Below are 20,285 nucleotides of genomic sequence, written 5' to 3' on the forward strand. Positions count from 1 at the left end.
TTGTGGACATTATCGCAATAGCGCCTTTCCTAGATCGGGAGCACGCTGCGGCAACCCATCGCCAGGCGCCCACCAGAAGGTTTGACCGAACTCCTTTTTCATCCGCCGCTCATAACGATTGAAAGATTGCCGGTAATTCGGATCGATCATCGCCTGGATGTTATCGAAGATGAGGCGATCGGTTGCGGCCTTCGTGTACCAGAGCGACGAGCCGGGCGTCCAAGCCTTGATGTGATCGGCGAGGGTCTTGCCCTTGAGTTCTCCGTTCCCTGCGATCGTCTGAGCAAGATCTCCAGCGCCAGCAATGAGCGCCCCCGGAGCGGGACCGGCAAGATACTGCGTTATGCCTTCCTTGCCTCGGGTGGTCGACGAATAGACGAAATCGGCGAGCATGCCGCCACCGCCACCGCGAATGAAGGATTGCATCCAGAACTTGGGATCCGCCATATTCTGAGGGTCGCGACCAGCGATAATGCTCTGCATCTGCGAAGTGACCGCGCCCGCTATCGTCATCGTGATGAGCAGCTGTGTAGTTCGATAAGCGCGGTTGGACATGCTGCCCTGTGTGAGGCCGCGCATCAGGTGCGTCATCATAAACGTCATCGGGAACGACTTGAACTGTGTCGCCGAGCGGACGGCTTCACCGAGGATGGTGCCGCGCTGCATGCCGAGTGCCATTTTCCCACGAATACGAGCGTCGGGCTCGACCACGGCGAAATGACGTTCGTCGATGATGGCCGACATAAGCCGGTCGGCGAGGCGCTGATCCTCGACGCCGTTCACATCGAAGAACCTCGCCCCTTCCGCCTCGATGTGGGGCGAAACCCGCAGCTTGTCCCAGTCGCCGGCATTGAAGCCGTAGCGATCGAGGAAGCCGCGGAATACCGGATCCAGATCCTCGAACTTGTTTTCGGTCTGCCTCGCGATCATGCCCATGAATTCCATGGAGAACGCGCGCTTGAGACCTTCGGTCCACGTGTTGATGCCAGTGACGCGCATAAGCCCATCAGCCAGGCGGCCGGTGACGCCTTGGCCGATCACCTCGTCATCGAAGCGCTTGGTTCCGATCGCGGTATCGAGCACCGTCGCCGCAGTCAGATTTAACTGCCGCGCCAGTTCTTCGGCGCCCTGCCGGTTCGTGGTCAGGTCGGTGACCAGCCGCGATAGAACCGCCGCCGCCGGCACGTTGTTATAGTTCGATGCGAGGATCGCAGTCATGGAGTCGCCCGGCAGCGCCGAGATCGTGGCGGAGCCGAGACGCGCCGCCGTCTGAAGGTTGCGCATGCCGCCGCCGATACCAGCGATCAGGTCGCTTTGAGCGGCGCCCAGCCGGCCGGAGAGCGCGTCATAGGTCCGCTGCACCGAGACCGGATTATTCATCGTCGTCCAGTCCACCAGCTTTCCGACGTTGCCCTTTTGAGCGAAATCATCCCGAGCTGCCTGGATGAGCTTCTTGAAGGTGCCCTCATAATTCGGGCCGAGCACTTCGACGAAGGCGATCTCTTTCGCCATCGCCTGGACGTGCCCCATCATGGTGTTGAAGAGCCCGCCAGAGCCGACACCGTATTTCTGCATCAGGCGCTTATAGGTGTCGGGATTCTCGAACCTGAAGACGCGCAACTGATTGGAGAAGCCGCCGGCGCCGGAGCCTTGCCCTTTGCCGATCGTGATATCGTTGAAGGCGTTGGCGATGATGCCGGGCACCGCAGCTTTCGGCGCCTCCCCATGGCCGGCCTTGTCCATCACCTTGAGGTTGCCGCCCTCGTATTCCGTCATCAGGTCGTTGATGAAGGTCCGCTCGCCGATGTTCTTGACCTGCTTCGCGTCCCAGCTTTGCGGCAGCCGCCAGTCTTCCAGCACCGAAAGGGGCTTGCCTTCGCGCTTCACACGATCGACCGCATATTTCGCGGTGGCGCTGAACGCCTGTGCCGCAGCCTTGGCATCGGCGTCACCGGAATCGACACCATAGATTTCGTCGACGACGTTCCAGATGGATTCGGTGTCCTGCCTGAGGCCGGCCATGGTCGACCGATATTTGTCCATCGTGCCGTTCATGATGCCGAGCAGCTTTTTGGTCACGGACTCCGCGTGGCTCTCGACGTTGATGGCATCCTTTGTCGCGGCGCCGCCTTCCCAGTTGTCGCGGACCAGGGCCGACATCAGGCCGGTCGACTTGCCTTTCGGATGGAGCTCCATCCGGTTCGCGATCTCGGATTGCCGGATCGCCTGTTTCGCCGCCATCAGCTTGCGCTCTTGCGCCGCCTGCATCATCACGCGGGCCGCCTCTAGCGCGCCGGCAGCATCAGCGGATGCAGGCCCCATCGATGGATAGAGCCGGCCCTGAATGCCTTCGTGAAGCGCCAGTGCGTCATCCGCCGCTTTCTGGCTGATCCGGTTTGCCTGGACGAGACGCGCGAGGCAGTTCTGTATGCTCATGACCTGTTCCTATCGGATTGTGCTGACCGCGATTTCATCGTCGACCGGAGTTGCATCGATCATCGGCGGGCTTCTTCCCTTCGACCCGCCAATGCGGATCACGTAGCCAGGCGTCACGCTCACCGTGTTGTTCACCTGGACGTTGACCTGCGTTTCCGGGCGATCGAAAGCGAGCATGTCCGCCGCCTTGAGCCTGACATTTTGACCGGCTGCGGTCGCTTTCAAGTTGTCATTATCGCGGATCTCCACGATGGTCCGGATGCTGGCGGCGCGCTCGCCGTTCCGATAAGCGGCAAGCTGCTTTTGGTAGAAATGCTCGACGGCCGGCTTCAACAGTGCGGCGCGAAGCGCGCGGCCGGATATGCCTGCAGCGCCAGCAGCGTCTTCCATTTTGACAATGGCGCCAGGATCATCCTTTTTGCCGAAGATGAGAAGCTCGATCGCTGTCATCACCGATGGCGTCAGCCCGGAGCCGCGCCCGGACTGCTTATGACGGCCACGCTTCGACGCCTCACGGGCCTTGGCGGCCACCAACGCCGTCGGGCTGTTGTCGTGACGGACTGCCATCCGGCTTCACTCCGCCGCCAGCCAGGCCGACAACGTGATCGAGGGAGTGGTGCCCCCAAGCAGCGCGTAGAGCTGGAGATACCGGAACAGGAACTGCCCGCGCAAATTCGTCACCGGCACCACGAAGCGCCCGGACTGGCGGCCCGCTGGCGGCACAGAGTTTGACGCCGGCGCCACCGTCGGCAGCAGCCGGCCCGCTGACGCCGCGGCGAAGTCCTGGGTCGCCAGAATATCCACGTTGCCATTGCCAAAAGCCGCGTCATTCGAGCCGAGCAGCATCAGCCGGTACGTCTCATCATTCGACGAAAGATCGAGGGCGGACAATTCGAGGGTGAGCCGGCCTTCCCAGAGACCGTTTCCGATGTCGACTTGAGCCTGCTGGCTGTTCACGTAGCCACTGGCGGTCAGCGTCTGCGGGCTTACCGCGAAGGCCGTGGCGACATCGAGCGGAACAGCGCGGTGCGGCAGGATCGACGGAAGGGGCGAAGGGTTCGATAAGGGCATGTCGATTTCCTCGTGATGGTGAAAAATTTCAAGCCCGGGTGTTCCGGATAGTGCGAGGCGCGTGTGAGGGTCGAACTGGGAATTTACCGCCGAGTTTTGCCCCCACCCCCCTCGCTGCGGAGCGATGACAGGAAGAAGGGGGTGGGGGCCGCTCGACGGACACCAGTCCGCCACAGCAAGCGACACGATGGCTAAGCCGGCGACCGGATGAGCAGCTTGCCGTTCACCTGATCGGCAGCGCGTTCTCTCACGGCTGCCGATGCTGCCTGGCGCTCTTCCGCCTTCTGCAGGTCATAGGTACGCCGTTGCCCGGCGCTCCACGGCTCAAGAGACCATTCATCGGGGTGATTGGTCGCGGCGGCTTTTGCATCGATTTCGGGAAGATCGGCGACATCGCCATTGCGATGATATGCGGGCACTTTGGGCAGCATTTGAGAGGCTCCGGTTGTAAGTTCGCGGTCTCTCCGGCCATCGCTCCGGCGAAAAACGTCACTGATCTTACCTGGTTTGTTGCCCTAGCGTTGCCCAAAGGCTTCGGAGTGGCGTCTCATCAAGCAAGACCAACGACTCTATATTCCTGATTTTCAACGACTTTGCAACATCAATGCCGACATCGACCAAGCGGTTATAGGCCGCTGCCTCCGCCATGCCAAGAACGATGAGGCGCGGGAAATGCTGTGGCTCGCTCCCCTGCCCGATCAAGACACCACCAATCCAATCTATTCACCCGTGACGAACCGTGACAAAGCGCGACAATGTCACGCGTGTACCGTGACGTGACGTGACATCCCCCTATAGGGGTGTCCGTATGTCACGCCTGATCGGGGTCGAAGCATCTCCAATGGTAATCGCCATAGAACTCGATGTAGCCTTTGGCGCGGAGGTTCCTTTTCGCGCGGCCGAACGCTTGGCGCTTGGCGTCTGATGTGTCGTCGTCGCAGTGGCGGTAGAAATGCTTCCGCCAATCCTCGGTGAGCACGATGGGGCACGTTGGGAAGTCGGGACTGTCTTTGCGGATGCCGTGTTCGGCCAGGGCGTCGTCGATGGCCCGAAGCGCCACGTGCTCGCTGGGGGTGAGTTTCGGCCGGCCGGGCTTGGTGGTTGGGGTCTCTGCGCTGGTGACGATGCATGTGCGCACCGGGTCGCCGTCCTGATCTTCGCCAACATCGATATTGGTCAGCTCGAAATGGAACGTCTCGCCGCCGTTGTAATCGCGCTGCTTCTGAACCGTTGCTGCGCGGATGCCTGCCTCGTCGACGGTGATTTCAATCTCGGTGTCGGTCGCTGCTCGAAGGGAGGAATGGCCGCGGGCGCCTCTGGCTGCATCCTTGCCGGTGTGGTGGACGATCATAATGTGTGCGCCGGTCGCCAGGCGGATCCGATCGATGTTCTTCACGAATGCGGTCATGTCGGCCGGACCGTTCTCATCGCCGCCGGCGAGAACTCGAGAAAGCGTGTCGACAACGATCATCTGCAGCGGCGCTTGCTTGCTGATCTCACCCGCCAGTTCGATGACGCGCTGAACATCGGCGTCAGGATGGAGGAGATCCAGCCCAGCCCGTCGCAATGCAAGGGGCACGTTGGAAGCGCCATGTGCCGCACGTAGGGCCACGATTCGGTTTGCGATGCCGTTACCCCCTTCGGCCGCGAGATAAAGGACGGTGCCGCAGGCAATCCGCCGATCGCGCCAAGTCTCCCTGGCTGCAACGTGAAAGGCGACATCAAGAGAGAAGAAGGTCTTGCCCGAATTCGAAGGCCCGTAGACGACTGACATTGCGCCTCGATCTAAAAGGCCCTTGATCAGATATGACGAGGTCAGCACCGGCAACAGCTCGTCGAACCACTCGATTTCACTGATCATCGGCGCGCGCTGCGGTCGGCGCACTTCCTGGTCGTACGCCTCGATCGGTGCCATCGGTCGGTTCATCATTTCTAATTCTTGGAGTGGGGTATCGTCTTCATCGTCCAGCATTATTGCGCCCCCGCTGATTCTCGGGGCGCACCCAGACTTCAGGTTTTGGTGGCCTCATGTAATGCTGATAGTGCGGGAGAATTGCCTCATCGACCCTGATCCGGGGCGCGTCCTTCAGCATGTCGTAAGCGCGGCGCCAGTCGATGACGACGATCCCACGTCCCCCGGCGATTATCCACCGGCCGACGGTGGCGTGGATGTGCAGCCGGCCGTCAAGCGCATAGGTCGCGGCGTTGCCGATCGATAATTCTCCGAGCGCAAATGCCCTGCCCTCATACGTGGCGACTTCGCCGGTTCGCGGGCACCAGTAGACAACATCGTGCAGCTCATCGAAGAACAGCCATTCCGGCCCGGCTCGATTAGGTTCGAACCGGCCATCCGTTCCCCGTAATCCATAGGCAACACCGGATGACAGGAGCTTCGCTTTTTTCTTGAGCGCGTCGTCAGTCAAACCGGCCTCCCACATCGCTTGCAGAGCATCGGAGCGGCGGGAAGGATCGCTTGCCGGGCACGGAACTGCAGACGGCAGGTGGAGCATTTAAATACGCGGGTGATGAAGGTTGCCCCATCGAGTAGATCGCCTTGCGCCGGCTGGCTTACTCGGGTCGCAACGTTCTCCCGGCTCTTGAGCTTAGAGAAGTCGCGCCGGGTCATCGCGCAACCCGGTCACGGGCATCCACACGGGATTTCATCCAATCATCCACCTCGCTTTCGAGCCAGGCGTTACGAGATGGAGAAGTTTTGATGGGTTTGGGAAACTGACCCTTTTTGATCAGCCGCCAAAGGGTGGCCCTCGATATCGATACGCCCTTCGCCTTCAGCTCTTCCGAAGAGATGAACCGCATTGCTTGCCTCAAATTATGCTGCGCTATGCGACACGCATCGCGCTTCAAGCCAAACTCAGCGGGCACCTCCTATTTTGGACTTTGATGAAACGCAGTGAGATCGTGTGAAACATCAGCCCTGAAAATCACACCTCGTCAACCGGCCTTTTTCTCGAAGGTGACGACATTCTCAGGACCGGTCGGCGCGACGATCTGCTTCAGAGCCGCAGCCCACCGCTGAAGAGCTTCACGCATCTCCGGTTCGAACTCATATTGATCATAGACCCGCCGCAGGCCGGTCTTTCCGTGGCCGATCACCATCTCGGCAACATCCGAATTCACACGAAGACCAGAGAGGCGCGTGCGCACCGTCCGGCGGATATCGTGGAAAACCCACTCAGGAAGTTCCGCATCCGGGTCGACCTTGCGCAGCTCGGCAAGCATCGCCGTGTCCAAAGCCTCTTTTGCCCGACTGAAGCCGTTGATCGGCTTCGATCCCAGTGTTGTGCTGAAGAGGAACTTGCCTGTTTTCTCGCCTTTGTATCGAGGCAAGGAATCCAGGATCGCCTGAACATCGTCGGCGATGGGAACGATGTGCGACTGACCGGATTTGAAACGCTCCTCAGGAACCGTCCAGAGCGCCCTATTTGCCCCCGCAAATTCCGGCCACTCCGCTTCGGCCACCTCAGCCTTCCGCTGCCCTGTCAGCATGAGCATCTTGTAGAATGGGCCAAGCGGATAAGGCGTTGCGTCCGCCGCCGCCCAATAGGCGCGGATCTCATCGTCGGTCAGAACGCGTGTGCTGACCGTCTTCGTGAGCTTGAAGTGCTTCGGCTGCAGATGCTGTGTCGGATTCGCCGTGAGGCCGTATCCCTGGCGGCGCTCCGGCCACATCGCCCAGGAGAAAATCGCCTTGACGTGCCCCCAGATATTATAGGCCATGCCCGGCGCCGGCCGATCACGGATCTCGCCGATTAGCTCGGCAATGTCTGCGTCGGTGACATCCGCAATCGGCTTTTTCACCCATTTGTTGCGCCAAGTCACCTTGGCGTTCTTATCGGCACGCTGCAGAAGCTCGCGCCGGATCTCGCGCTCGTCCTGCTCAACATGGCGGTTGCGCTTCCTGGTCTTGATGTCGACGAGATAATCCTCGACTACTGCCTCAAAGGTGTTGTTGCGCTTGCGTGCTGCTTCTTCCCTCTCCCGCTGCTCTTCGACCTTTGGATCCAGGCCGCGTTGGATGAGCTGCAGCCACTTGCGGGCAGTCTCGCGTGCGCCCTCCAGAGTCACGGCACCATATTCGCCGATCGCTCGACGCGTTGGGTTCGAGCTTCCCGGAAACCGGGCAACCAGCACAAATGTCTTCGTTCCTTTGTCGGTCACACGGACCGCGAGACCCGGCGTTATGCCGTCGGAGATGTCGTACCGCTCTCCCTTGGGTGCAGCCTTGAGGGCTTGGAGCCGCTTATCGGTCAGATTTTCGCGGGGCAATGGCAACTCTCCATCGGGGCAACGTCGGGGCAACAGAATGTACGAGATCTGGTGAGACATCGCGATACGCAGTGAAACACCAGCGCGCGGATAAATCAAGGTTTTCAGCGGGATGTTGCGAAGAATGAAACGCGGTGCTACATGATGAAACAGAACCACATACGGCTCATAACCGCTTGGTTGGGGGTTCGAGTCCCTCCGGGCCCACCAACATTTCAAGATGCTGTATCTAGCCGGTCGCTGTAGCCGGACGCGAAACCGGAATTTTGACACTAGATTCCGGAATTTTCGAAATCTTTTGAAGCATGCTTGAGGGCGGGGTTTGATGGCGCGTCATTCGATGATGGTGGGAGCTGCGGACCTAGTCTCCACCAAAGTTCCCCGATTTCGAACGTACCTCAGCTAGATTTTCGTAATTTCTAATGATTGAATCATAAGCTGTTTTGGTTGCCTCGAGATCGACATTCAACGGAATGAAGGCATCGCATTTACCAAGCAGTCTTCGCTGATCCCAATCCCACACTTCAAGGACACCGTTGAGTATATAGTCGCGAACAAATCGCATGACGCTTGCGTAGCTTCTGGCCGCCCCCTCCGATCCGTCGTCGGCCGTCCTCAGCCCATCCTTCACATTTATCTGTAGTCGTTCCTCTGCGAAATTCAGCCACAGCACCATCTCTGTAAGGTTGTCATCAGAGGTGCACATGACAGTCGCACAGCCATCCGCAATCGCTATTACCTCAGAACGAAGGTTGGTTAGCGCCGCGAACCCTTCACTGCGTGCCAACGACACTGTAAGCCTAGGAAGCAGCGGCCAAAGATTTCGCTCCGGCGAGGCGCCTGCCTTTATGGTCGCCACGGCACCTTCGCCGCATATTTCGTAGAAGCCCTTGAGTTCGTAAAGGTGCTCTTCCCAAATCGTTTGGCTGCTCTTCACACCGAAGTGGTGCTCGATGGCGTATTCCGCCAACACCTGAGCAACAGGCAAATCTTGTCGCATCCGCCGCATATCAGCCGGATCCTCAGGGTTTGCAGTAGTGCCAAAGGCGTGGGCCACAGCGCAGCGGTTGGACCCGTAAAGGTACTTGCCTGGCGTCTCGTTCGAATTCTGGAGGGAGGAGATGCGATTTCGCGCTCTCCGACTGTCTTTGATCTTAGGAATCGTATCGTCAATCCAAGCAATTTGATCTGGACCTTTATCCCTAAAGATGTTGAGAATTTTGAAGAAGCTCAAGCACGCGTAGGCAGGATTATTCAGACCAAGCCCCTCCCGATAGAGGGCAAGTGCCAGACGGGCCTTAGCGTCTGCAGGATCAGGCACGTAAGGGTGAAGAAAATCAGGGGTGGCAACATGTGGCCCATTGAACCCGCCCATGGATCGCGGCAAATTTCCTCCACTCCACTGTTCGATCTCGATAGACTGCCCATGTGCCCAGGCCAGTGAACTGAGAAATGGCTTATCAGCAGTTGCCCCGAATCCCGGTCTTCGTCAGGCTGTAAAGAGACAGCGGCGGCGGGATACATTATCCCGGCTGATCCTCCAGCATCGGCCCAAGGTATGAGGAAGATTGTGCGCTCCCGGAACAACACTTCTGTCGTTACAATCGGCCAAGCCATTTGAGAGCGAACACAAGCCACTACCCAATCGCCTCTCATAGCAAGTCGGCCGACATATAGATCCTGCAACTTTGGGACGGCGACTTTTTCGACCATGGCTATGCTTTATCAACACCTTGGCGTCCTTCGAAGGGTACTTGAAGCAGCCTCAAAGGGGCTTGAATCGGCGGCAGGCAAGTCTATGGCTTCAGCACCCCAAGCGACTTCGCTAAAGCCTTGGAAGGGTGCATTCAAACTGCGACGGTTTTTCCGCTGACGCACGCTCGATGCTCACCTTGCTATAGGAAAAGCCCTCCGGCGTCGCCAAGCCAATCGAGCCGAAGTATCGTTCATGAGCGCCTTGATCGAGACCGTAGCCGTAGGCGTCCGCATATCCAATGACACCGGCCGTGCCCGAAAAGTCCCTTCACATAGTCCCGGGACAGAAGCCGAATTTCCCTGTCGCAGGTTGTTCTCCCTATAAACTTAAGTTCTCTACTGGTTGGAAGGACTTGCGACAGGACTTCTGCCTTGTTTTCCAAAGCCCTGTTCGTTGCCGCTTGCTATTCCTTTGCCGTGGAACCCAAGCGTTTCAATGCGACCTGACCCGGTGCGCGCCGGATATGGCATCCGCGCCTCAAGGCGCCTTCTGCCAATGCAAGCTGCTGGCGAGATGGCGGATGTTCGCCGACCGGGCTTAACCTTCGCTCTGGATTCATGACCGCACCGAGCCTCCAACTACTCCAGATCTGCAGTCAATCGGGTGAATGGGACCCCTTCGACAGGTTGCGGCTCCCTATATCGCCGTTGTCCAAACGACATCTGTAGGTGTGGCCGAGGCAACCTTGATCGTGGCAGCGAGCGCTGGCGAAGGGCTTTCAGCAAATAACAAAACCTTGATCGACAACGTCAGTTATCGGGACGCCTCATCGGCCCTACTTGCCAGCATCCACAAGAGGAAGGCCAAGTTCGGCGGATCAACAAGTTGCTGTCTTGGGCCTATGCCAAACGCCTGCAACGAGGCCGTGCCCGCAACACCTCCCACTTCCGTCCACCATCCCGCGCTCCCGTCACCCGGCAACACTGCCGGTGTTGTTCTGCAACCAATCCTCAATTCGCCGACAGAGCGAACCGAGAAAGACATCGAAAAACAATGGCTCCGATGCGCCGTCCGGGATAAACGATGAATGCTCGTTCTCGTCCATTACCCACGTGCCAACGATTTCTCCATCTTTGGTGACCACTGATCCGTCATAGCCGAGGTTGATGTTGAATCGAAGTGGCTCGGCAAGCGAAACGCCGTGGTAGGCGACCAATTCGGCGACCTCCTCCTTCGTCAGCTCGATTGGGACAAAGCTCATCGTTACCCCCGTTGAATCGCCAGTATGCAACTTTGATGCGGATGGCTGCGACCCCTGTCAACCCGGTCGACTCTCCGAAATCGCGATCAGCGAGAATCTCGGCTCTTCACCTTGAGGGTGTCAATGTGCACGTCGGGAATGAAGATATTCCTTACATTGGGTAGCGGCGCTCGATCCCGAGAATCCGGGCTGCCGGGGCGAACCGTGAGCAAACTCGTCGCCCCCGCCAGTCGGATGTCTGAAATAAATATTCCGGTCGGCAAGCCCGGCAAGGACATTATTGAGATCGAACGGTTGTTCTGGAGCTTAGACCTTTGACCGAGCGTTTTTCAACCAACTCTTGCAGTCAGGCTTAATCGAAGGACTTTCCTGGCATTGTCATTAAACGCACAAAGCCCCGCTTTTTTCCGGCGGGGCTTTCCTCCTGCTGATCCGACAGACAGCTCTTAGAACTTCACGCCGATTCCGAACTTGAGTTCGTGCTGGTCGAGGTCGACATCAACGCCGAGAATGTCTTTCTCGCCGAAGTCATTATACCGATACTCGCCGCGGGCGAAGATGTTGTTGGTGATGGCAAAGTCGACGCCAGCGCCGACGGTGTAACCGTTGAAGGTCTCCGTTTCTTTGTCAAACCCCGGCACGTCCACGTATCCGCGCGTGGCGGTCCAACCAGCTGCGCCGTAAAGCAGCGCTCTGTCGAAGGCGTAGCCGACACGACCACGAACAGCGCCGGCCCAATCGGTCCCAACATCCGCCCCCAGCGCTTCCTCTTCGTTCCAGTTGTGTTCGAGGTTGCCCTCGATACCAACAACGAAGTTGTTGTCGAACTGGAAATTGTAACCCACAAATCCACCGAAGACGCCGCCGTTGAAATCCTGAGAATCGCTGGCCCCGCCGACGCTGAAGTCACCGTTTAGCCAACTGGCGCCGCCATCGATACCGAGATAAGGGCCTGACCAGGTGAAAGCCGGCGCAGCCGCAACAGGTGCGGCCGGGATGTCCTGTACGGCATCCGCCGCAAACGCGGTCGTTGCGACAAGTGCTAGAAAAGTGGTGGCGACCGTTAGCTTCATTTTCGTTTACCCCATGTCTTGCAACACGCCAGAGGATACAGCCCAACTCAACAAATAGCTGCAAGGCTAAAGACACACTCGCAGAACTATACGATTAGAGAACATATGCGCCAAAGTGGTCGTGACAAGTATCGCGCCCTCTAATAACTGCAAGACCGCCCGTCGCTAGGTCTAAACCCACCCCCACACGCGGGATTAAGCGGCTGACGCTCATAATAACCGCCGCCGATCGACGACGTCTGGTCGACGCTTCCGGACGAAGTGCAGCCCGAAATGATCGTGGCAAGGCTGATCAGCGTTCCGGTCGCGATAAATGCGAAAAATCGGTTCATCTGAGCTTCTCCTTCGGAGGGCATGGTTTTACCCCAAGCGGGCAATCTACCACGCCACGGCGAATACCGACGAGGATTTATAGCGGCCGGCCGCCCTCGGCGGCCCGTTCTAACGTCAATGTGATCATCTTTTAGGCCAGCCCCTGCCCCAGCCATGCACTGTCGCATAACTGTCATGCTAAATTGCCCATTGTTACGGCAGCCTGGGCAAAATATATGCTGCCGGCTAACAAAAAAAAGAATGAGTGAACTGCCATGAGTGCCATACAGAAACTTTTCAACCGCAATCTCCTGACCCGCTTCGTCGCTGGTCTCGGTGCGGTTCCCCAGCGCATTCGCGGCGCACGCGAAGAGCGCAAGCCCGCTATCCACCCATCCTTCATGGACGATTTCGGCGCCTAGCAGGACAATTGGCGAGTCAACAGACTCGTCTGTCCCGCGATTACCTCCTCCAATGTCATTTCAGTCGATATCTGACAGGAAGCCGCCAGCGGCTTCTGATCAAGTTGCGGCGGAAAATTCCTTCCGGAACCAGATCCGGTCAACGGGCCGGCCTCCCGCATACCCGCTGACCCTGCCGAATTCGACATATCCGAGCTTCGGGTAAAAATCCGGGGCCTGGGTCGAGAGCGTGTCGACGCAGGCCACGACGGCGGCGCCGCGGCGCCCTTCTTCTTCCGCCGCCGCCATCAACTTCCTGCCGATGCCGCTCAGGCGCAGCGATTTTTCGACCCACAGATTGCCGATGAAAAGAACCGAAAAGGAAACGGAGGCCGTTATCCCGCCGGCAAGCCTTCCGTCCTCCCGCCAGACGATAGCGAAGGCCTCGCGTCTGATCTGAGCGCTCTCGTTGAAGGCGTTCAGGCCATCGGAAATCGCGGTGGCGATCTCGGACGGGACGGGATCGAGCGTTTCGAACATTGCTTCCTCGTCATCGATGGTCGCCATATGATAGCGAGCCCTCGGTTCCGGTCCAGCCGTTTCGGCTCTTAAGGGTCGGCGGACGTCCTCCGGTTTCAGCGCCAACGCGTGCGCCCCTTAGATTTTTTTCTCGCTACGCATGCGCCTGTCTTTTCCGCCGTAATAGCTTCACAATCAACCGACAGAAAGCACTTCCGGGAAACGACAACCAAGGAATGAAAACATGGCGCCGATCTATACCAGAACTGTCCTGATGACCGCCCTTCTGGCGCTGCCGCTCGCCGCCGCAGCGCCCGCCTTCGCGCAGGAGGCAAAACCGCGCGAGCCGGTGATTTCGGTGACCGGCGATGGCGAATCGTCCGTCGCTCCCGATATGGCAATCGTCAATCTCGCCGTCGTCAAACAGGCGAAAACCGCCCGCGAAGCGCTCGATGAGAACAACAAGGCAATGAACGACGTGCTTGCCGCGCTGAAGAGCGGCGGCATCGCCGAACGCGACCTGCAGACCTCAGGGTTTTCCATCCAGCCGCAATATAACTATCCGCAGCCGGTCGACGGCCAGCAGCAGCAGCCGCAACTCATTGGCTACCAAACCATCAATTCGGTCACCGTCAGGCTGCGCGATCTCGCCAAGCTCGGCGCGGTGATCGACCAGTCCGTCACCCTCGGCATCAACCAGGGCGGCGAAATCCGGTTCACCAACGACAAGCCGGACGCCGCGATCGAAGAGGCACGCAAGGCCGCCGTCGCCGATGCCGTCAAGAGGGCGAAGACGCTGAGCGAAGCCGCCGGCGTCAAGCTCGGCCGCATTCTCGAGATCAACGAGAATGTGCCGCGCGCAATGCCGCAGCCGGTCTATCGCGCCACGATGATGAAGGAAGCCTCCGACGCTGCCGTTCCCGTCCAGGGCGGCGAGAACAATTACAATGTCAGCGTCACCGTGACCTTCGCCATCGAACAATAAGCATTACAACGCCGCGCGTCTTTTCGGACGCGCGGCGTTGTAGGAAAGACCTTACAGAAAACCGCCCTTGCCGATCCGGGGGGACTGACAAAGGCGGTTGTGGCCGCCGCATCGGGGAGACGGGGCGACGTATTCTTCCAACGATTAGCGGCGGCGCAAGGCGGGGCAACCGCGCACATTGCCGAAGCTCATTTCATCGGGGCCGCGACGCGTCCAGCCCTGGACGATCACGCGGCGCGGGGTGATGTCGACAACCCGGGCGCGGCGAAAGCCGTAATCCCGGGCAAGGTTTTCGGCAAGCTGCGGATTGCAGCCGCGCGACGGGCGGCCGTAGCCTGAAGGCGGACGGTCATAACCCGGAGGCGGACGGCGGTAATCCTGCGGCGGACCACGGTCCGGCTCGCCAATAATGATATTCAACTGGGCGGCGGCCGGGGCCACCGTGCCGGCCAGGGTGCCGGCTGTCAGCATGACGGCAAGACCCGCCTTTGCCAGAAACTGCATCATCGCAAAACCTTTTCGTTTGAAAGTCGGGCCGGTCGAGCCGCCCTCCCATTACTCCGCATGACGCCGAAGCGTCATTTGGGAATCACTCATACAGGTCAGAGAAGAGACGGCTGAAAGTGTCAGCGTCAAGGCAAAAACGGACCGGAAGCGCCGCATCGGCGCCTCCGGCTGCAGTCCTCAGCGCCGGATCAGCGGGCAGCCGCGGACATTCGCGAAGGTGATCCTGTCCCAGCCGCCGCGGTCGCGCCCGGCAACGACGACGACCCGCGGCGACATGCGGGTGATATGGGCTCTCCGCAGGCCGAAATCACGCGCCTTGCGCACCGCGTGCATCGGCGAGCAGCCACGGATCGGGCGATGGTATTGCGCCTCGACGATAAAGCTCGTCTGCGGTCCGGCGGCGGCCGTGGAAACAGTGGCCGGAATAGTGCAGAGGGCGAGCAGAGCGGCAAGCGAAGCCTTGGTCAGGAAATGCGTCATGGGATGTCTCCGTCGATTAAATTCCAAGCTCTCCCTTCAGGGATTGTCTCGACAGTAAACGTTACAAAATGAATGGTGTTCGAACCGGGTATTCAGTTTGCATTCACAAGCATGATGCTGAAAAGTGTCAGCGGTTTTCGGACGACATCATGCTCTCCTTCTTCGATTTAGATCCGGATGATCATCCGGATCTGGAATTAATCCGGTTTCAGTTGCTGAGATGCAGCACGATTTCGCGCCGGTGCGGCCGGTCGCGATGTTCGAAAAGATAGAGCCCCTGCCAGGTGCCGAGCATCAACCGCCCCCTGGCGACGGGAATGCCGATCGTGACCTGCGTCAGCGCCGCCTTGATATGCGCCGGCATATCGTCCGACCCCTCGGCCCTGTGCACGATCCAGCCCATCTCGGGATCGGAGGCCGGCGGCACGAGGCGGCGGAAGAAGGCGAGAAGATCGGTGCGCACATCGGGATCGGCATTTTCCTGGATCAGCAGCGAGCAGGATGTGTGGCGCACGAAAACCGTGAGAAGCCCCTCCTCCTGCCCCGACGCGCTGACGAAGGCCTCCGCCTGGTGGGTGAATTCGTAAAGGCCTTGTCCGCGTGTGGACAAGGTGAGGATCGTCTGGGGCAAGGCGCTCTCCTGCTTCGAGATGACATCTGGGTCGCGAGTTGGCGCGCTGCTTGGCGCAAGTCAAGCTTGCCCGGGCGATCAGAGCTTGAGCAGCGTCTCGAAGCCGCCGTAGATCATCCGCTTGCCGTCGAACGGCATCTGCCACTGGTCGCCCTTGAGCCTGGGATCGGCCATCACCTTGGCATTGATATCGTCGCGTTCCTGGCGCGAGCCGTAGACGATCCAGGAAAACACCACCACCTCGTCCTCCTTCGCCTGCACGGCGCGGGGAAAGGAGGTCAACTCGCCATAGGGCACGTCATCGCCGATGCATTCGACATATTCGAGCGCGCCATATTCCTTCCAGATCGAGCCGGCGAAGGTCGAGAATTCCTTGTAGACCTCGATATTCGCTTTCGGCACAGCGACGATGAAACCATCGACATAGGACATCTCGCTCCTCCTTTGCGTATCTGCGCCTTGTTATGGCGGAGGAGATAGGACGGCGGCCAGGCAGGTCCAGGGACGAAGCGCTCAACTGCCTTGCCATCTCTGGCTTGCGCCGCTGTCGATCGTTCACTCGATTTGTGAGGTTTGACCCCGATCCGGTTTTCCGCTTTACCGGCCTTGCAGAACAATCCTTCCAGTAAGCATTGGGCGGGACACCATGATTAGAGCGGTCCTTTTTGATCTTGACGAGACCCTCATCGACAAGACCGCTACCGTCCTCACCTTCCTGCCGCTCCAATATCAGCGGTTTCGTCTTGGTGAGCACGGCGTCGACGAACAGTGCTACATCGCTGAATTCCTGCAGCTGGAGAAGGCCGGCCTGGTAAGAAAGCGCGATCTTTATCCGCGCCTGGTGGAGACATTCGGTCTTCCAGGCGACCTTGCTGCAGCCCTCTTCCATGACTTCGAGACAGTGTATCCCGGCATGGCTGTCCCCATTTCAGGGGCAAGACAGACCATTTCGGCGCTGAAGCAATACGGAGTTCTAGTCGGCGTCGTCAGCAATGGCGAAGGCAATGTTCAGCGACCGAAAATCGCGGCGGCGGGACTGAACGAAGGGCTCGACCTGGTGGTCATTTCAGGAGACATCGGCCTTCGCAAACCGGCACGGGAAATTTTCGAGCTGGCTGCCGGCCGTCTCCACCTGCCCGTCGACAGCTGTCTCTTCGTCGGCGACAATCCCGAGGCCGATATTGTTGGAGCAGAGAACGCCGGTATGCATGCCGTCTATTTCGGCCCAAAAAACGCCTGGCCCGCTTCGCTGCCCTCGCCGCGGTATCAAATAGATTTGCTGCCACAGCTGATAGCCCTTGTCCGCGATCTGAACGCACTCACCGAGGGCTTGATGGCGACGAAGCGCCCGCGCCTAAGGTGAGCCCATGCATTTGGCTGCGGCCTGATAGCCGCACCCGTGGCTTGCCAGGCCCCGCCCGGAGAAGGTCGCCCGTTATCCGCTTCGGCCCCCTCAGGGCCCATTCACCAGCTTGAGGATGAGCTGCTGGATATTGCCGCCGTCACCCATTTCGATCTTGTCGAAGTCGCGGCCGCGCTGGCGCTGTCTTTGGGAGATCTCGCCGAGGCGCCGGGTCAGCTCGATCCTGATCTTCTTGCAATCGGGATCGTCGGCAACGGTGAGGCCGATGCTCATCGCCTCGATCTCCTTGACCATCTCCTTGATGGTCTCGCCATGAACGCGCTCATGCGCCTGCACCCCTGATATGAAGCCCTCCCAGCTGCTCTTCACGGCGGCTGGCAGCTCGGCAGATGGTTTCGGCAGCGTATAGGTGATGATGAGCTTCGGCCGGTTGGTCACGATAACGCAGGCATTTCCCTGCGGTTCGTATTTCCTGGTCCAGGTCAGCTTGAACGTCGTATGCGCGATCGCCCGCCCGAAGCCACTGGCCTTCGGCCCACGCTCGCCGATCGATGCATAGAGCCCGGCCCCCGATGTGCCTGATATCGAATAGGGCCGTACCTCTTCGACCGCCTGCCAATTGGCCAACGCCACAGCCGGCACCGACGCGAAAACCGCCGCAAGCACACAGGATAGAAAATTTGTTGTCACGCGCGGCTCCGCCGAATGATGTTTCGGGCCGAACCTAGCGGGAGCGGTCGTCGCTTTCAACGCGTCATGCATGTGCTAGCCCTGCAGCGTCTTGACCTTGGTGAGATCGGGGAAGAGCCGCATCCACAGGGCGACGACGACGATCGTGCCGAGTCCGCCGACAACGCCGGTGGCGACGGGGCCGAGGACTGCCGCCATCATACCGGATTCGAATTCGCCGAGCTGGTTGGAGGTGCCGATGAACAGCGAGTTGACGGCGCTGACGCGGCCACGCATTTCGTCCGGCGTCAGAAGCTGCACCAGCGAGCTGCGCACGACGACGCTGACCGTATCGGACGCGCCGACCACGAACAGCGCGACCACGGAAAGCGCGATATTGGTCGAAAGCGAGAAGACGATGGTGGCGACGCCGAACACGGCGACGGCGGCAAGCATCTTGCGCCCGACATTGCTACTCAGTGGCCGGCGGGCGAGCACGATCGACATGGCGAGCGCGCCGACCGCCGGGGCAGCGCGGAGAAAACCGAGCCCCCAGGGACCGGCATGCAGGATATCGCTGGCGAACATCGGCAGCAGCGCAGTCGCGCCGCCGAGCAGCACCGCGAAGAGATCGAGCGAGATCGTCCCGAGCATCACCGGCCGGCTGCGGATGAAGGAGACGCCTGCAAAGACCGAGGCGAGCGTCACCGGCTCACGCTTGGCAGGGCTCCATTGCATCCGGATCGAGATGACGTTGAAGCTTGCGACGGCAAAGAGCAGCGCGGATATGGCAAAGGGCGCGACGGGGTGGAGGCCATAAAGCAGGCCGCCGAGCGAGGGGCCGACGATCAGCGCCGTCTGCATCAGCGAGGTGGAGGTTGCAACCGCCTTCTGCAGCATCGAGGCTGGCACGATGTTCGGCAGCAGCGCCGCCATGGTCGGGCGCTCGAAGGCGACGACGGCGCCGAGCACGGTGACGGCGGCAAGGATGCCGGCCGGTGTCAGCCATTGTTGCCAGGTGGCAACCGCCAGCACCAGCGCCGTCACCGCCTCGATCAACTGGCAGACAAGTCCGATGCGCCGCCGATCGAACCGGTCGGCGACATGGCCGACGACGAAGGTCAGCGCCGCCATCGGGAGAAACTGGCACAAGCCGACGAGGCCGAGCGCAAAGGCGCTGTGCGTCTGATCGTAGATCATCCACCCCATGGCGATGCCAATGGACTGGAAGGAAAGCGAGGAAAAGACGCGGGAGGCGGCGAAGTTCAGATAGCCGGGGTGGCGAAGAACGCTCCCCGGGCCTTGGGATATGTCCATTGCGATGTCACCGGCCGGCAGCGCGGGTCCGCCAGCCTTTATAAGAGTTTTCAAGGTCGGAGCGGTGTTCTGCCCGAATGGGCGAATTGTCAATCGCAATGAGCTGGTGTCACCGGATTGTGTGATGCCTCGGTTTTAGCGCGGTTCCCTGGAGATGCTGAGATAGCCGGGATCGAATTCGGCGATTTCCTGCAGGCGTTCCCAGTCGACGATGGTGATCGTCCGGTTCTCCCAGGTGAACACGCCCTCGCGCCTCAGCGCCTGCAGCGTCTTGTTGAGGTGGACGACGGAGACGCCGAGCACATCGGCCATCTCGATCTGCGTCAACGGAAACTGGAAACTTGCGCCGCGCGTCCGCTTCACCACCTGCAGCCGCACGAAGAGTTCGCAGACGAGATGGGCGATATGGGCGCGCTTGGAGCGCCGGCCCATGGCGACAATCCACTCGCGGTGAATGGCGCCATCCACCAGCGTATCGAGCCAGAGCAGCCGGGTCAGATGCGGCATGCCCTCGGTGATCGCCTTGAGATCGGCGTGATCGGCAAAGGCGACATGACAGGACGACAGCGCGACGATCCCGTGATCCATTTTCTTGATCGGGAAAGCATGCAGATCGACGAAATCGCCGGCGACATGCAGCGCGGTGATCTGGCGGCTGCCATCGGCCATCACCTTATAGCGCGCCGCAAAACCATCGAGCAGCAGCGTGCTGTAGCCAGGCCTGCTTCCTTCGGAGACGAGATCCTCCCCGGCAGCAAAATACCTGTCTTTGACGATGATGGCTCTGAGATGGCTTTCCTCTTCGGCCGACAACACATCGCGGCTTCCAAGGTTGAGCAGCAGGGATTCAATCACGGGCTTGCCCACCGGTATCGCTGGAGCCCGACCGATTTCGATGCGACCTATATTTTTCTATAAGAATCAATGCCTAGCCTCGGGAACAATTGTCTTCATCTGTGATTTTCCCCTGTGACGCGCAGGAAAGAACATGGCTCGCTACTATTTCGATCTACACAACGGGGAAGGTCCCACGCGCGATGAGCACGGCACCGAGCTCAGATCTCGTGAAGACATTCCGAAAGAAGTGACCCGCATCCTGCTGGATGTGGCCCGTGACGAATTGCCTGCGGGTGATCGCGCGATCATCGCCGTCACCGTTCGCAACGAGAGTGGCGATCCGGTCACGGTTGCCAGCCTCGTCTTCAGCAATGAATGGCTCGACGTCTTACGATAGCCGCAGCCGTTTAAGGGCTGCCGCCGGTCACACATACGCATCA

At 59.6% G+C, this 20,285-nt stretch carries 24 protein-coding genes and 1 pseudogene; 4 read left to right on the forward strand and 21 right to left on the reverse strand.

What is annotated here, in order from left to right; all coding sequences use genetic code 11:
- Positions 1-9: 9 nt before the first annotated feature.
- The 13 genes and pseudogenes from OIU37_RS07505 to OIU37_RS07565 form a co-directional block, all read right to left on the reverse strand.
- Positions 10-2,436, reverse strand: a complete 2,427-nt coding sequence (locus tag OIU37_RS07505; protein WP_264256897.1) for a hypothetical protein — start codon at positions 2,434-2,436, stop codon at positions 10-12.
- Positions 2,437-2,445: 9 nt separating this feature from the next.
- On the reverse strand, positions 2,446-3,003 hold the full coding sequence (locus tag OIU37_RS07510; protein ID WP_264256898.1) for a hypothetical protein: 558 nt from the start codon (positions 3,001-3,003) through the stop codon (positions 2,446-2,448).
- A gap of 6 nt (positions 3,004-3,009) precedes the next feature.
- Positions 3,010-3,507: a hypothetical protein gene (locus OIU37_RS07515; protein ID WP_264256900.1), complete on the reverse strand. Its 498-nt coding sequence runs from the start codon at positions 3,505-3,507 to the stop codon at positions 3,010-3,012.
- 191 nt (positions 3,508-3,698) lie between these two features.
- Positions 3,699-3,938 carry a hypothetical protein gene (locus tag OIU37_RS07520; protein WP_264256902.1) on the reverse strand — a complete coding sequence of 80 codons (240 nt, stop codon included), beginning with the start codon at positions 3,936-3,938 and terminating at the stop codon, positions 3,699-3,701.
- A 380-nt stretch (positions 3,939-4,318) separates the two neighbouring features.
- Positions 4,319-5,479 carry a helicase RepA family protein gene (locus tag OIU37_RS07525; RefSeq protein ID WP_264256903.1) on the reverse strand — a complete coding sequence of 387 codons (1,161 nt, stop codon included), beginning with the start codon at positions 5,477-5,479 and terminating at the stop codon, positions 4,319-4,321.
- Entirely contained in the window at positions 5,466-5,930 is a 465-nt protein-coding gene (locus OIU37_RS07530; protein WP_264256905.1) for a hypothetical protein, read from the reverse strand. The genes OIU37_RS07525 and OIU37_RS07530 overlap by 14 nt, the downstream gene beginning before the upstream one ends.
- A 199-nt stretch (positions 5,931-6,129) precedes the next feature.
- A complete protein-coding gene (locus OIU37_RS07535; protein ID WP_264256907.1) occupies positions 6,130-6,324 on the reverse strand; it encodes an AlpA family transcriptional regulator in 195 nt (64 codons plus the stop codon).
- Positions 6,325-6,459: 135 nt separating this feature from the next.
- On the reverse strand, positions 6,460-8,067 hold the full coding sequence (locus tag OIU37_RS07540; protein ID WP_264256908.1) for a site-specific integrase: 1,608 nt from the start codon (positions 8,065-8,067) through the stop codon (positions 6,460-6,462).
- An 88-nt stretch (positions 8,068-8,155) separates the two neighbouring features.
- On the reverse strand, positions 8,156-9,169 hold the full coding sequence (gene mauJ, locus OIU37_RS07545) for a methylamine utilization protein MauJ (protein ID WP_264256909.1): 1,014 nt from the start codon (positions 9,167-9,169) through the stop codon (positions 8,156-8,158).
- 1,291 nt (positions 9,170-10,460) lie between these two features.
- Complete coding sequence (locus OIU37_RS07550) at positions 10,461-10,751, reverse strand: hypothetical protein (RefSeq protein WP_264256911.1); 291 nt, start codon at positions 10,749-10,751, stop codon at positions 10,461-10,463.
- Positions 10,752-10,837: 86 nt separating this feature from the next.
- Positions 10,838-11,051: pseudogene (locus tag OIU37_RS07555) on the reverse strand (hypothetical protein); the annotation flags it as partial.
- 146 nt (positions 11,052-11,197) lie between these two features.
- Positions 11,198-11,824: an outer membrane protein gene (locus OIU37_RS07560; protein ID WP_240602772.1), complete on the reverse strand. Its 627-nt coding sequence runs from the start codon at positions 11,822-11,824 to the stop codon at positions 11,198-11,200.
- Between the two features lie 140 nt (positions 11,825-11,964).
- Complete coding sequence (locus OIU37_RS07565) at positions 11,965-12,156, reverse strand: hypothetical protein (RefSeq protein WP_020050966.1); 192 nt, start codon at positions 12,154-12,156, stop codon at positions 11,965-11,967.
- A gap of 255 nt (positions 12,157-12,411) precedes the next feature.
- On the opposite strand from OIU37_RS07565, the gene OIU37_RS07570 reads away from it, so the two are divergent.
- Entirely contained in the window at positions 12,412-12,558 is a 147-nt protein-coding gene (locus tag OIU37_RS07570) for a hypothetical protein (protein WP_171604128.1), read from the forward strand.
- A 99-nt stretch (positions 12,559-12,657) separates the two neighbouring features.
- Here the strand turns inward: OIU37_RS07570 and OIU37_RS07575 are convergent, their stop codons facing one another.
- Positions 12,658-13,104 (reverse strand): GNAT family N-acetyltransferase, encoded by a 447-nt coding sequence (locus OIU37_RS07575; protein ID WP_264256917.1) that lies wholly within the window; start codon positions 13,102-13,104, stop codon positions 12,658-12,660.
- A gap of 196 nt (positions 13,105-13,300) precedes the next feature.
- On the opposite strand from OIU37_RS07575, the gene OIU37_RS07580 reads away from it, so the two are divergent.
- Positions 13,301-14,041, forward strand: a complete 741-nt coding sequence (locus OIU37_RS07580) for an SIMPL domain-containing protein (protein ID WP_264256920.1) — start codon at positions 13,301-13,303, stop codon at positions 14,039-14,041.
- Between the two features lie 144 nt (positions 14,042-14,185).
- Here the strand turns inward: OIU37_RS07580 and OIU37_RS07585 are convergent, their stop codons facing one another.
- The 4 genes from OIU37_RS07585 to OIU37_RS07600 all read right to left on the reverse strand — a co-directional run bounded on the left by OIU37_RS07585 (position 14,186) and on the right by OIU37_RS07600 (position 16,091).
- Positions 14,186-14,548: a hypothetical protein gene (locus tag OIU37_RS07585; RefSeq protein ID WP_171604130.1), complete on the reverse strand. Its 363-nt coding sequence runs from the start codon at positions 14,546-14,548 to the stop codon at positions 14,186-14,188.
- A gap of 177 nt (positions 14,549-14,725) precedes the next feature.
- On the reverse strand, positions 14,726-15,028 hold the full coding sequence (locus tag OIU37_RS07590) for a hypothetical protein (protein WP_264256922.1): 303 nt from the start codon (positions 15,026-15,028) through the stop codon (positions 14,726-14,728).
- 208 nt (positions 15,029-15,236) lie between these two features.
- Positions 15,237-15,659: a secondary thiamine-phosphate synthase enzyme YjbQ gene (locus OIU37_RS07595; RefSeq protein WP_264256924.1), complete on the reverse strand. Its 423-nt coding sequence runs from the start codon at positions 15,657-15,659 to the stop codon at positions 15,237-15,239.
- Between the two features lie 78 nt (positions 15,660-15,737).
- Positions 15,738-16,091, reverse strand: coding sequence for a DUF1428 domain-containing protein (locus OIU37_RS07600; protein WP_168309896.1), 354 nt, complete (start codon positions 16,089-16,091; stop codon positions 15,738-15,740).
- A gap of 214 nt (positions 16,092-16,305) precedes the next feature.
- Between OIU37_RS07600 and OIU37_RS07605 the strand changes: the two genes are divergently transcribed.
- Positions 16,306-17,022, forward strand: coding sequence for an HAD family hydrolase (locus OIU37_RS07605; protein WP_264256926.1), 717 nt, complete (start codon positions 16,306-16,308; stop codon positions 17,020-17,022).
- Between the two features lie 90 nt (positions 17,023-17,112).
- On the opposite strand, the gene OIU37_RS07610 is transcribed toward OIU37_RS07605, so the two are convergent.
- The 3 genes from OIU37_RS07610 to OIU37_RS07620 all read right to left on the reverse strand — a co-directional run bounded on the left by OIU37_RS07610 (position 17,113) and on the right by OIU37_RS07620 (position 19,863).
- On the reverse strand, positions 17,113-17,784 hold the full coding sequence (locus OIU37_RS07610; RefSeq protein ID WP_264256927.1) for a DUF922 domain-containing Zn-dependent protease: 672 nt from the start codon (positions 17,782-17,784) through the stop codon (positions 17,113-17,115).
- A gap of 3 nt (positions 17,785-17,787) precedes the next feature.
- Positions 17,788-19,008 carry an MFS transporter gene (locus tag OIU37_RS07615; RefSeq protein WP_264256929.1) on the reverse strand — a complete coding sequence of 407 codons (1,221 nt, stop codon included), beginning with the start codon at positions 19,006-19,008 and terminating at the stop codon, positions 17,788-17,790.
- A 135-nt stretch (positions 19,009-19,143) separates the two neighbouring features.
- Positions 19,144-19,863, reverse strand: a complete 720-nt coding sequence (locus tag OIU37_RS07620; RefSeq protein ID WP_017961399.1) for a Crp/Fnr family transcriptional regulator — start codon at positions 19,861-19,863, stop codon at positions 19,144-19,146.
- Positions 19,864-19,996: 133 nt separating this feature from the next.
- Between OIU37_RS07620 and OIU37_RS07625 the strand changes: the two genes are divergently transcribed.
- Positions 19,997-20,242 (forward strand): hypothetical protein, encoded by a 246-nt coding sequence (locus tag OIU37_RS07625; protein ID WP_168255513.1) that lies wholly within the window; start codon positions 19,997-19,999, stop codon positions 20,240-20,242.
- The last annotated feature ends 43 nt before the right edge of the window (positions 20,243-20,285 follow it).

It is taken from the genome of Rhizobium sp. BT-226, assembly GCF_025847085.2.
Lineage (GTDB): Bacteria > Pseudomonadota > Alphaproteobacteria > Rhizobiales > Rhizobiaceae > Rhizobium > Rhizobium sophorae.